The organism is Treponema socranskii subsp. socranskii VPI DR56BR1116 = ATCC 35536 (genome assembly GCF_000468115.1).
GTDB lineage: Bacteria > Spirochaetota > Spirochaetia > Treponematales > Treponemataceae > Treponema_D > Treponema_D socranskii.
The window spans coordinates 94231-105913 of sequence record NZ_AVQI01000084.1 but is presented as its reverse complement, the minus strand read 5'-3'; the positions used below and the strand labels follow the sequence as shown (position 1 = coordinate 105913).

Here is an 11683-nt window from a genome sequence, read left to right as displayed (position 1 = left end):
ATGAAACGATTCGACGTTACGGCGCTCGGTGAAATACTTATCGACTTTACGCCCGCAGGCAAATCGAAAAACGGCAGAACGCTGTTCGAAGAAAATCCGGGATGCGCTCCGGCAAATGCCGCAGCAGCTGCCGCAAAGCTCGGCGCACGAGCCGCTTTTATCGGAAAGACAGGGGATGACCAATTCGGCCGCGATGCAAAAGCGGCGCTCGAAAACTGCGGTGTCTATACGGGAGCAATGAAAACGGACAAGCGTCATACGACCCTCGCTTTCGTAACGCTTGCACACTCAGGCGAGAGAGCGTTTTCGTTCGCGCGCTCGGACGGCGCCGACATCAATCTGTCGGCCGATGACATCGATGAAAAATTAATAAACGACAGCACGTTTTTACATATCGGTTCGCTTTCGTGTACTGACGAACCTTCTCTTTCGGCGACGCACAAAGCGATCGACTGCGCAAAAAACGGAGGGATATTCATCTCGTACGATCCGAACTGGAGAGAACCGCTGTGGCGCGACAAAGAAGAGGGTATTGAAACGATGCGCTCGCTTTTTAAATATGCCGATTTTGTTAAAATCGCCGACAACGAACTCGCGCTCATGTACGGAGAAAACACGCCGATCGCCGCACAGGAGATTCTCGACGAGGGCGCAAAGCTCGTCTGCGTAACACTCGGCAAAGACGGCGTCTTCTATAAAACGCAGGGGTACGAAGGCATCGTATCGATTCCGCAATACAATATCGAAGTGCGCGATACGACAGGCGCAGGAGACGCTTTTACCGGCGCCCTCCTCTATCGGCTGACTCGGCGCGAAAATCCGTTTTCATTTACCGAAGACGAACTCAAATGCGATCTGCACTTTGCAAATGCCGCCGCAACGCTCTGCGTATCGCGATACGGCGCGATCCCCGCATTGGCGTCTCTTTCCGAAACGGAAAAGCTCCTCGCTTCTTTTCCCGGCATCAGCGGCAAGCAGCCGTGATCCGTGCGAAAAGTTCGTCGAAATCGTAATCGTCCGAATGCACTTTATCCCACGGATACGCAAAGTCTACGGAAAATCCGGCGGCTTCAAGCTTTGCTGCGCGGTAAACGGTTTCGGCGCTTTTTAAATAAGCCCTTTCGAAACGGCTGTACGCAAAAACGAGTTTAATTTCGTTTGCCAGCCTTTACCGTTTTTTTTCAAATTTTCCAGCACATCGACGTCAATCCTGATGCTCATAACTTTTTTTTGCGGCTTCCATAAATCACGGTCTAAAAGATGGCAGGGCTTCATTTGCTTGAGCTGCGCATTCGTCAGTTTGGGGCAATCTGAAAAATCCTTATTCTTAAATTTTTTAATTTCTTCCGAGCGTTTTTTGGATATTGCCATAATATTTTATCTCCTCTTTCGATACGGCCGGCCGTGCAGACACAATCCGTATTTTTTCTCGCCTATCGACATAAACGACAACACAAATAATAGCGCTCCCGATATCACCCAAAACGATATATCTGTCCTCGCCTATCATCGAATTCTTATTGTCATAAAATTCAATCGAATTCGGATCCTTAAAAATTTCAGACGCTTCTTCAAAAGTCAATCCGTGTTTTTCTTTATTTATTCGATCTTTTTCACTATCCCATTCAAATCGACCCTTGGTTACCGTCATGCTCTCCTCTGCTATATAATATATAATTGTATTACATTTCTGTCAATACTTTAAACGTTTGCCATATTTTTAAGCACCATTGTCCTGTACACGAATCTCCGGTACTATCCGCATTTATAAAAATACGTTATACCGTATATGTGATGATTCGGCAAACGCATTTTATCGGCGTGCTCATTCCCGAAAACCTCCTCGTTCCGCTTGAAGCGTGCCGCGCTCGGATGAGAGCGCGCTGCGGCTGCAAAAGCGGACAGGGTACTCCTCTGCATATAACGCTTGTGCCGCCGTTTTACCTCGACGAAAACTTTTCCGAACACACCTTGTTCGAAGCGCTCGCCGAAGCGGCATCCGCGTGGGGCGCAAAAAGACAAACGCTTTGCTGCGCGGTAAACGGTTTCGGAGCTTTTTCTTCGCGGACGATCTTTGCGCACGTCGAACCGTCAAGCGAATGGACGGCTCTCCGCACTCTCGTTTACGATTCCCTTTTAGCAAAATGCCCGGGAACGGCAAAGCGAGATGCGCGAACTTTTGTACCGCATATCACCCTTGCGAACCGCGACATACCGCCCGGCGCGATCGAAGATGCGCTTTCGTATTTCGATTCGCTCGACCTGCACGAAATTTTCGACGTACAATCGATAACGCTCTTTGCCATGAGAGGCGGAACATGGACGGAACACGAAACATTTGCGATGACGGAATTGTACTAACTATTGATTTTTTTGTAGTGGTATTATCATTAACCCGCAGTATATACTTTTTCTATTCCAATTTTCAGGTCGTAATTAATGAATACAAAAGAACGATACGACGATGCACGTGAACAATATGCATCGCTTGGCGTCGATACCGACCGCGTTATCGAACGGCTTCGCAGCATACCGCTCTCGCTTCATTGCTGGCAAGGCGATGATGTAGGCGGATTTGAAAAAGCGGGCGCGGTACTGAACGGCGACGGTATTCAAGTAACCGGCAATTACCCCGGCAAAGCCCGTTCCATTGCGGAATTGCGCCAAGATATCGAAAAAGTGTTTACGCTTACGCCGGGCAGTTATCGTTTAAATTTACATGCAAGCTATGCCGATTTTTCCGATACGAAGCCGGTTGATCGGGACGCGCTGGAACCCGCACACTTTAAAAGCTGGCTTACATGGGCTAAGGCAAAAAAAATACCGCTCGATTTTAATGCGACGATTTTTTCACATCCGAAAGCGAACGGCATGACGCTTGCTTCAAAAGATAAGGGTATTCGCGACTTTTGGATAGAGCACACAAAACGCTGCCGTACGATAGGCGCATATTTCGGCAAAGAACAAGGCAGTCCCTGTATTCACAATATCTGGATCGCCGACGGCATGAAAGACATACCTGCCGATCGGCAAGGGTATCGAAAAATTCTTTTACAATCGCTCGACGATATACTCTCGCAAAAGATACCGGCGGAATATTTAAAAGATTCCGTAGAATCGAAAGTATTCGGCATCGGAACCGAAAGTTACGTCGTCGGCTCTCATGAATTTTACATGGGCTATGCGATGAGCAGAAACTGCCTGCTTACGATCGATATGGGACACTATCACCCTACGGAAAACGTTTCGGACAAGCTCTCGTCCGTGTTGCTCTTTGTTCCCGAAATACTGCTGCACTTATCAAGGGGCGTCAGATGGGACTCCGATCACGTCATCGTCTTCAACGACGATATGCGAATGATGGCGGAGGAAATAATCCGGACGGGAAAACTCGATAAGATCCACATCGGTACCGATTATTTTGACGGCTCCATCAACAGAATCGGAGCATGGGTACTCGGTTCGCGTGCGACGGAAAAAGCGTTTTTGTATGCACTGCTCGAACCCGTAACACAGCTTATTAAATATGAAGATGAAGGAAATTATTTTGCACGCCTTGCACTCAACGAACAACTGAAAACGATGCCGTACGGCGCCGTTTGGGATCGGTATTGCGAAGTATGCGGTGTTCCTTCCGACACGGAAATATGTAAAGCCGTCGACGAATACGAACGGGAAGTAACTTCCAAACGAAGTTGACGTCGGCTTGATACGTGCATCATTAACAATTTAAGGAATAAAATGAGTAAGCCATTACTTGAAATTCAACATATTTCAAAATTTTTCCCCGGTGTAAAAGCATTGCAGGATATCAGTTTTTCCGTAGATAAAGCCGAAATCCATGCGCTGATCGGCGAAAACGGAGCCGGAAAATCGACATTGATAAAAGTGCTTTCGGGTATCAATAAACCCGAAAGCGGCGGGACGATCGCTATGAACGGCCACCGTCTCGATAATCTGACGCCGATACAATCATTGAAAGAAGGTATCGTCGTTATCTATCAGGATTTTTCTCTCTTTCCGAATCTAAGCGTTATGGAAAACATTGCGCTCGGATTATGTGTTAAAAAGAACGAAAAGATTATCAACTGGAAAGAGATGGCAAAGATCGCCGAACAGGCTCTCGTACAACTCGGCGTAAAAAATATCGATATCCGCGTAAAAATTTCAGAGCTGTCCGTTGCCAAACAGCAGCTCGTCGCAATCGCGTGTGCTATCGTCAATGACGCAAAACTGCTCATTCTCGATGAACCGACAAGCGCTCTTTCTTCCGACGACGTCAAAAATCTGTTTCGCATCATGCAGTCGTTGAAAGCGAAAGGTATTTCGATGTTGTTTATCAGCCATAAGCTGGATGAACTTTTTGCCGTTGCCGATCGCTTTACCGTCTTGCGCGACGGACAATGTATCGGTACGTACAATAAAGACGAACTCACGAACGATAAGCTCATCGCATTGATGGTCGGACGAAAAATCGAATATAAGATTTACGATAAACGGAAATGCAACGAACCGCTGCTCGAAGTCAGATCGCTTTCAAAGAAAGGAAATTTTAAAGATATTTCGTTTACGCTCAATAAAGGTGAAATATTCGGTCTGACGGGGCTTGTCGGAGCGGGACGTACGGAAATCGTTTCCTCATTATTCGGGCTCAACGAACCGGACAGCGGGTGTGTTCTTCTTGACGGAAAAGAGATAAACATACGGCATCCGAATGAAGCTGTCAAACAGGGCATCGCATTTGTCCCCGAAAACAGACTTCGCGAAGGTCTCGTATTGCGAAAAACATCGGAAGACAATATCACCGTTACCGTGTTGGATAAACTTTCACATCGCTTCGGTCTGCTCGATATGAAAAAAAAGCACGACCTCGCCGAACACTGGATGAAAGCGCTCGAAATAAAACCGAATTACCTCGATATGGAAGCGGGAAAATATTCGGGAGGTAACAAACAGCGTATCGTTATCGCAAAATGGCTTGCAACCGAACCGAAAGTGCTTATCGTTGACGAGCCGACAAACGGTATCGACATCGGCGCAAAAGCGGAAATACACGAACTGTTGTACAATCTTGCAAAATCGGGCTTGGGCATCATCGTCATATCTTCGGAACTGCCGGAAATCCTTTCGATTTGCGACAGAGTTGCCGTCGTTCGGCACGGAAAAATTCAAAAGATATTGCCGTGTGAGGGGCTAACACAAGAGTATATTATGAACTTGGCATTTTAGGCGGTACACTACAATGACAGTGATAAAAAAAATTATTAAAATGCAGGAATTTCCGATCCTTACGGTACTGGTCGTTCTCTCCGTAATAATCGGTATCATAAATCCGACGTTTTTCAGCGTGGAAAATTTTCTTGATTTGCTGAAAAGCAATCTCGTACTTGCGATAATGTCCATGGGAATGCTCATGGTCATGCTTACCGGCGGTATCGATGTCGCCTGTTCTTCAATCGTCGCATCGGTTACGATTTTTGCGGGGAATTCGCTTATCCACTTTACTTCAAATATTTTCGTAACCGCTGTGCTTTCATGCGCCTTCGGGCTCGCGCTCGGTCTTATCAACGGACTGCTCGTCGCAAAGATAAAAATTCCGCCGATAGTCGCTACGCTCGGAACGATGAGCATCATACTGGGTATAAATCTCTACATAACGAACGGGAACTGGATTACCGGCATACCGCAAAATTTTATTAACTTCGGCGATATAAAGTTTTTTCCGATTACGACGAGCGACGGACGAATAATCGGTCTTCCGATGCAGGCATTGTTTTTGGCTGCGGTCGTCTTTTTGACATGGTTTATTCTGCGTAAAACTTTGGTGGGCAGAGGTATCTATGCAATCGGCGGAAATCTCGAAGGCGCGTCTCGTGTCGGCTTTAATCCGACAAAAATATTGCTTTTCGTTTACGGCATCGAAGGTCTGTTTATCGGCCTTGCCTCCGTCGTGCATACGTCGATTATGCGGCAAGTGGATCCGAATGCGTTTGCAGGTTTTGAAATGCAAGTGATCGCCGCCGTTGTACTCGGAGGCGCAAGTACGATGGGCGGTTACGGTTCGGTATTGGGAACCGTGATCGGAGTCGCGCTTTTTTGTGTCATAAACAACGGCATGATCCTTATGCATATACCGACGTTTTGGCAAAAAATTATTATCGGCTTAATCATTATCGCATCCGTCTGCATCGATATGTATCAAAAAAACAAAGCTGAAAAAACGAAAGTAAAAGTTGATGTGGAGTGACGGCATGAAAAACAACATAAAAACATCGATACGTAAATTCTTCAAAACATCCGAAGGAACGCTGTTTATTATTTTTCTGTTTGTCTTTGCGCTCATGTCGGTATTATCGCCGGGGAAATTCTTAAGTCCCATCAATATGGAATCGATGGCGTATCAGATTCCCGAATTCGGTATCCTCGCATTGTCGATGATGCTCGTCATCATGACAGGATGTATGAATCTTTCGCTGACTTTTTCGGCGGCATTGGGAATGATTATCGGCGGACTCGTTATGTCGAATCTATACACGGCAAACCACGGCGCACTGCTCGCCGTTACCGTCGGCATTGCAACTATGTTGGGTATCGCCGCTCTCTGCGGTTTATTCAACGGCTGGGTCATCGCGCTTTTCGGCGTCACGCCGATGATCGCGACGCTCGGTTCGTCAACGCTGTTTGAAGGCATCTGTCTCAACATTACGCACGGATGAGCCATATCGGGTTTTCCGATGACGTTCATCGCGATAGGCAATTCAACGTTTTTAAAAATTCCTATCCCGATGTGGATATTCTTCATCGTTGTCGTATTTTGCTGGCTGCTGCTTGAACGGAGCAAGCTCGGCAAATCGATAGAGATAATCGGCTGTAATCCGATCGCCGCAAGATATTCGGGCATACGGGTAAAGCGGGTATTGATAAAAACATATCTTATCGGCGGTATCCTTGCCGGCATCGCTGCGATGATAATGGCGAGTCGTTATAACTCCGCAAAAGAATCGTACGGATCGTCGTACTTACTGCAATCCGTTGCCGCCTGTGTTTTAGGAGGTACCGATATAAACGGCGGTTCGGGGAAAGTTGCGGGGACTATCATAGCGGTTTTGATTTTGCAGGTCATTTCGAGCGGTCTGAATATCTTCGGATTGAACCGATATCTAACGACCGTTATCACAGGTCTTGTGCTTATAGCCGTTTTGACGATACACTTTATCATATCGATAAAAAAACGGAACGTGCAATAGGAGGATATATGAAAAGAATTCTTACAGTGCTTGGAGTTCTCATGATCGGTTCTGCTCTCTTTGCCATGGGTGCAAACGAGCAGTCTTCTTCATCCGGCGGCGGAAAAAAAGACATAACGATCGTCGTTATGCCGAAGCTCGTCGGCATTCCGTACTTCAATGCTTCGGAAAAAGGTGCCGTACAGGCCGGAAAAGATTTGGGTATCACCGTCAACTACACCGGGCCTACGACGGCTGATGCTGCGGATCAGGTGAGGATGCTCGAAGATCTGATCACGAAAGGCGTCGATGCGATCTGTGTTGCACCGAACAACGCTCAGGCATTAACGCCCGTTTTGATGAAAGCGAAACGAGCAGGGATTTTAGTGCTCGACTGGGATACCCCCGCGGATCCGTCGGTAGTCGACTATTCCGTTCATCAGATCGATGACAAACAGTTCGGCGAACACAACTGGGATCTGCTTGTCAAATACATGGGAACGAGCGGCGACTATGCGATTCTCACCGGCGGACTTTCCGCCGCGAATTTGAATTCATGGCTCGATTACGGACTTGCATACGCAAAGACAAAGTATCCGAATCTCCGCCTGGTAACGGATCGTGTTCCGACCGATGAAAAACAGCAGCTCGCCTATCAAAAAACGCTTGACCTTATCAAAGCCTACCCCAATCTCAAAGGTCTGGTCTGCGTTTCAACACCGGCACCGATCGGCGCTGCGCAGGCGGTACAGGAAAAAGGGATGCAAAATAAAGTCGCCGTTGTCGGAAGCGCGCTTCCGACCGACAGCGGCCCGTACCTTGAAGACGGCTCGCTTAAAACCGCAACGCTGTGGGATCCTGCCAAACTCGGATATCTGACGGTATGCGTTGCATACAATGCGCTCAAGGGACAAAAACCGATCGACGGCATGGATGTGCCGAATGTCGGAAAGATCACCGTTCTTTCGGACGGCAGGACGATCATCATGGGCCCGCCGAGCGATTTTTTGAAAGAAAACTATAAAAATTTCGCATTCTAGTTTTTTCGCGGGGCGGATCGTTTCGATTCGCCCCGTATCTTTTTACGCAGTGTCTATTTGAGAAAAATGAATTCATACTACATGGGAATCGATAACGGCGGCACATCCTGCAAAGCCGTACTTTTTGACTCGCAAGGAAACGAGATCGCTTGTGCCCATCGTCTGCTTACAATGATTACACCTTGTGCTCAGCAAACGGAACGGGATATGGATGCGCTGTGGCATGCAAACGTCGAGTGTATCAGAGAAGCGATTGAAAAATCGAACATAGATCCGTCCGCTATAAAGGCCGTCGCGGGATGCGGGCACGGCAAAGGATTGTACCTTTGCAGAAAAGACGGATCGCCGGTACGAAACGGTATCGTTTCTACAGACGGGCGAGCGGGAGCTATCGTACGTCAATGGCAGCGCGACGGAACGGCGGAAAAAGTTTTCAAACGAAATTATCAAAATATACTCGCCTGCCAACCGGTTGCATTGCTCGCATGGCTCAAACAATACGAACGAAAATCTTATGACGCGGCAGGATGGATTTTTGCGGTAAAAGATTTTATCCGCTACCGTCTTACGGGGAAAGCTTTCGCCGAAATAACCGATTATTCCGGTTCAAACCTGCTTGACGTAAGCGCCGGAAATTTTAATAAAGAAATTCTCGATTGGTTCGGTATAGGTGAAACGGAAGCTGCGCTCCCGCCTCTGAAAAAATCGACGGATGTGTGCGGTTATATAACATCGGATGTTTCAAAACTGACGCTGCTCCCCGAAGGAATTCCCGTTGCAGGAGGTATGTTCGATATAGACGCATGTTCAATCGCAATGAATGTCGTCGATCCGAACAATATTTGCTGTATAGCGGGAACCTGGAGCATAAACGAATATATTGCAAAACAGCCGATCGTAAACCGCAGCATTATGATGAATTCGAACTACTGTATCGACGATTATTATTTATTGGAAGAAAGCAGTGCAACATCGGCGGGAAATCTCGAATGGTATATCGCACGGTTTTTGCAAAACGAAAAAAATGCGCTGAGTGCACAAGGCAAAAGCATATACGCATACTGCGACGATCTTGTCGCATCGATTGAACCGGAAGATCAGGATATCATATTTTTACCGTTTATATACGGATCGAATTATAACCCCGATTCAAAAGCTTGTTTTATCGGTGTCGACAGTCATCACACGCAAGCGCATTTTATACGCGCGGTATTCGAAGGCATCGTATTCAGCCACATGGTGCATATAGAAAAGCTTTTGCATAACAAGCGCGATTTCGCTTCGATCCGCCTTGCAGGGGGCGCAGCCAATTCCGCCGTATGGACGCAGATGTTTGCCGATGTAACGGGGTATCCCGTCGAAGCGGTTAAAGCGCGGGAACTCGGTGCGCTCGGCGCTGCAATGGCGGCATCCGTCGTCTGCGGAGATAACGACACGATAGCAAGCGCATCTCGAACTATGACGCATATAGATACCACCGTTCTGCCGCGCAGCGACAAAACTGCAATTTATCGGAAAAAATTCTCTGCCTATAAAAAATTTTATCAAGGACTTGAACGGTATTGGAACGCCGATTGAACAGCGCTTCGCGATAAGGAAAACGCTATGGATAGAATGTATAAAATCGGATTGTACGAAAAAGCGATGCCGAAAGACATCGGTTGGAAAGAAAAAATTCAGGTAGCGAAAAGCGCCGGTTACGATTACATCGAGATAAGTATCGACGAAACGGATGAAAAACTTGCGCGGCTCGATTGGAGCGATGCACAGATACGGGATGTCGTATCCGTCGCATACGGCGAATCGATGGGTTTCGGTTCGATCTGTTTAAGCGGGCAACGGCGGTATGCGCTCGGCGATAAAGACGAAACGAAAAGCCTCGAGATACTCGAAAAAGCGATACGCTTTGCGCGAATCGCCGGAATCCCTGTCATACAGATGGCAGGGTACGACACGTATTATGCGCAATCGACGGAAGAAACGGAAAAGCGTTTCCGCAAAAACCTCGCACTCGGTACGGCTGTCGCCGCAAAAGAAGGTATCATACTCGCATTCGAAACGATGGAAACGCCTTTTATGGATACGATGGAAAAAGCGATGCGCCGTATTTTGCCGATCGCATCTCCCTACCTCGGCGTCTATCCCGATATCGGAAATCTCAACAATGCGGCTCTCTTGTATAAGAGCGATATCCTCGCCGACATGGAAAAAGGAAAAGGACATATCGTTGCAGCGCACATCAAAGAAACGATGCCCGGAAAATATCGTGAAGTTCCTTTCGGTACCGGCGTCGTCGATTTTGAACGTATACTGAAAAAATTATGGCAGCTCGGCGTGAGGCGCTATGTAACGGAATTATGGTATACGGGAAACGACGATTGGAAGCAGGCGGTAAACGGCGCAAGTTCGTTTGCACGAAAAATTCTCGACGGCTTTGCCGGCATGTAAGAAAAACGGCGGCATGGTTATTTTTTTGCAAATCGTTTGCGGTATGCGGTCGGCGTGATGCCGGTAAAACGCCGAAAACTGCGGCTGAAATAATTGCTGTCGTTGAACCCCATATCGTATGCGATTTGCGTAACGCTCTTATCCGTTGAAGCAAGTTCATCCATCGCCACAAGCATGCGCCGGCGCATTTGATATTCGGATGCGGAATACCCCGTAACGCGCTTGAACGTACGCAGCACGGTGCTTTCGGACATATTAAAACATTCCATAAGCTGCTTTATCGTAAAATTTTCTCTAAAATTTTTTTCAACATATTTTACAACGGCAGACGCATCTTTTTCAGTCGTCGCCGGATATGCAGGATTGTTGTAGATACGGAGCAATAATATAAACAGCTCAAAAAGGTATATCGTATTTTCGATATTCCATAAAAGATGCCGACTGTCGATCTCTTCCTGCATCGATTCCAAAATCGCCTGCACTTCAAACAATTGCAGACGGTTGAGCCTGAAATGAATAACGGACTGCGGCTCACTCTTTATAGAATCCGTCGATAAAAATAAATCGGAATACCCCGGTGCTGTTGATAAGCCGAAAACGTTATCGGTAAGAAACGACGGCTTTATTAAAATATTCATCAAAACAAGATTATCGACGGCATCGTATCCGTGTATTTGACCCGGTTTTATAAACACGACATCGCCCGCTTCCAGTTTAAAAGATTGCTGCGGAGTTCTGTGCAGTCCGGTACCGTTATAGATGATTACGATTTCAGTAAAATCATGCGAATGCAGCGGAAAAGCGGGTTGCGGGTTACGGAATTCAAAATGATACGGCGTTTCTCTCGTCCAATATTTTTTTGAAACTAACCTTTCCATATCCATACATAGACTTATAAACCGAGTTGCAGTTATTATCCTAGTTGCTGAATGTTCTGTCAAGGTAAAAAAAACTGCGGTACGCTACACT

The 11683-nt window shown here is 47.0% G+C and carries 11 protein-coding genes and 1 pseudogene; 9 read left to right on the top strand and 3 right to left on the bottom strand.

What is annotated here, in order from left to right; genetic code table 11:
* Positions 1 to 984 (top strand): carbohydrate kinase family protein, encoded by a 984-nt coding sequence (locus tag HMPREF0860_RS12700; RefSeq protein ID WP_021495837.1) that lies wholly within the window; start codon positions 1 to 3, stop codon positions 982 to 984.
* 123 nt (positions 985 to 1107) lie between these two features.
* On the opposite strand, the gene HMPREF0860_RS12695 is transcribed toward HMPREF0860_RS12700, so the two are convergent.
* Positions 1108 to 1371 carry a BrnA antitoxin family protein gene (locus tag HMPREF0860_RS12695; RefSeq protein WP_021330727.1) on the bottom strand — a complete coding sequence of 88 codons (264 nt, stop codon included), beginning with the start codon at positions 1369 to 1371 and terminating at the stop codon, positions 1108 to 1110.
* On the bottom strand, positions 1337 to 1651 hold the full coding sequence (locus HMPREF0860_RS12690) for a BrnT family toxin (RefSeq protein ID WP_021330682.1): 315 nt from the start codon (positions 1649 to 1651) through the stop codon (positions 1337 to 1339). The genes HMPREF0860_RS12695 and HMPREF0860_RS12690 overlap by 35 nt, the downstream gene beginning before the upstream one ends.
* A 143-nt stretch (positions 1652 to 1794) precedes the next feature.
* On the opposite strand from HMPREF0860_RS12690, the gene HMPREF0860_RS12685 reads away from it, so the two are divergent.
* From HMPREF0860_RS12685 to HMPREF0860_RS12650, 8 genes and pseudogenes are all read left to right on the top strand, one after another.
* The gene (locus HMPREF0860_RS12685) at positions 1795 to 2361 is read left to right on the top strand and encodes a 2'-5' RNA ligase family protein (protein WP_021330655.1); all 567 of its coding nucleotides are present in this window, start codon (positions 1795 to 1797) and stop codon (positions 2359 to 2361) included.
* 78 nt (positions 2362 to 2439) lie between these two features.
* Positions 2440 to 3699, top strand: coding sequence for an L-rhamnose isomerase (locus tag HMPREF0860_RS12680; RefSeq protein ID WP_021330621.1), 1260 nt, complete (start codon positions 2440 to 2442; stop codon positions 3697 to 3699).
* A gap of 42 nt (positions 3700 to 3741) precedes the next feature.
* Complete coding sequence (locus HMPREF0860_RS12675; RefSeq protein ID WP_021330742.1) at positions 3742 to 5229, top strand: sugar ABC transporter ATP-binding protein; 1488 nt, start codon at positions 3742 to 3744, stop codon at positions 5227 to 5229.
* 13 nt (positions 5230 to 5242) lie between these two features.
* A complete protein-coding gene (locus tag HMPREF0860_RS12670; RefSeq protein WP_021330769.1) occupies positions 5243 to 6247 on the top strand; it encodes an ABC transporter permease in 1005 nt (334 codons plus the stop codon).
* Positions 6237 to 7247, top strand: a pseudogene (locus HMPREF0860_RS14180) (ABC transporter permease). The gene HMPREF0860_RS12670 and the pseudogene HMPREF0860_RS14180 overlap by 11 nt, the downstream one beginning before the upstream one ends.
* 8 nt (positions 7248 to 7255) lie before the next feature.
* Entirely contained in the window at positions 7256 to 8266 is a 1011-nt protein-coding gene (locus HMPREF0860_RS12660; RefSeq protein ID WP_021495834.1) for an autoinducer 2 ABC transporter substrate-binding protein, read from the top strand.
* A 66-nt stretch (positions 8267 to 8332) separates the two neighbouring features.
* On the top strand, positions 8333 to 9844 hold the full coding sequence (locus HMPREF0860_RS12655; RefSeq protein ID WP_021495835.1) for an FGGY-family carbohydrate kinase: 1512 nt from the start codon (positions 8333 to 8335) through the stop codon (positions 9842 to 9844).
* 27 nt (positions 9845 to 9871) lie between these two features.
* Positions 9872 to 10714, top strand: coding sequence for an L-ribulose-5-phosphate 3-epimerase (locus HMPREF0860_RS12650; RefSeq protein ID WP_021330804.1), 843 nt, complete (start codon positions 9872 to 9874; stop codon positions 10712 to 10714).
* Between the two features lie 17 nt (positions 10715 to 10731).
* Here the strand turns inward: HMPREF0860_RS12650 and HMPREF0860_RS12645 are convergent, their stop codons facing one another.
* On the bottom strand, positions 10732 to 11592 hold the full coding sequence (locus tag HMPREF0860_RS12645) for a helix-turn-helix domain-containing protein (RefSeq protein ID WP_217995448.1): 861 nt from the start codon (positions 11590 to 11592) through the stop codon (positions 10732 to 10734).
* Between the last annotated feature and the right edge of the window lie 91 nt (positions 11593 to 11683).

What these genes read in the sequence shown, in the direction of transcription:
- HMPREF0860_RS12680 (WP_021330621.1), top strand. Translation starts at nt 2,440, where the DNA reads ATGAATACAAAAGAACGATACGACGATGCACGTGAACAATATGCATCG.
- HMPREF0860_RS12645 (WP_217995448.1), bottom strand. Translation starts at nt 11,592, where the DNA reads ATGGAAAGGTTAGTTTCAAAAAAATATTGGACGAGAGAAACGCCGTAT.
- HMPREF0860_RS12700 (WP_021495837.1), top strand. Translation starts at nt 1, where the DNA reads ATGAAACGATTCGACGTTACGGCGCTCGGTGAAATACTTATCGACTTT.
- HMPREF0860_RS12650 (WP_021330804.1), top strand. Translation starts at nt 9,872, where the DNA reads ATGGATAGAATGTATAAAATCGGATTGTACGAAAAAGCGATGCCGAAA.
- HMPREF0860_RS12675 (WP_021330742.1), top strand. Translation starts at nt 3,742, where the DNA reads ATGAGTAAGCCATTACTTGAAATTCAACATATTTCAAAATTTTTCCCC.
- HMPREF0860_RS12695 (WP_021330727.1), bottom strand. Translation starts at nt 1,371, where the DNA reads ATGGCAATATCCAAAAAACGCTCGGAAGAAATTAAAAAATTTAAGAAT.
- HMPREF0860_RS12655 (WP_021495835.1), top strand. Translation starts at nt 8,333, where the DNA reads ATGAATTCATACTACATGGGAATCGATAACGGCGGCACATCCTGCAAA.
- HMPREF0860_RS12660 (WP_021495834.1), top strand. Translation starts at nt 7,256, where the DNA reads ATGAAAAGAATTCTTACAGTGCTTGGAGTTCTCATGATCGGTTCTGCT.
- HMPREF0860_RS12690 (WP_021330682.1), bottom strand. Translation starts at nt 1,651, where the DNA reads ATGACGGTAACCAAGGGTCGATTTGAATGGGATAGTGAAAAAGATCGA.
- HMPREF0860_RS12685 (WP_021330655.1), top strand. Translation starts at nt 1,795, where the DNA reads ATGATTCGGCAAACGCATTTTATCGGCGTGCTCATTCCCGAAAACCTC.
- HMPREF0860_RS12670 (WP_021330769.1), top strand. Translation starts at nt 5,243, where the DNA reads ATGACAGTGATAAAAAAAATTATTAAAATGCAGGAATTTCCGATCCTT.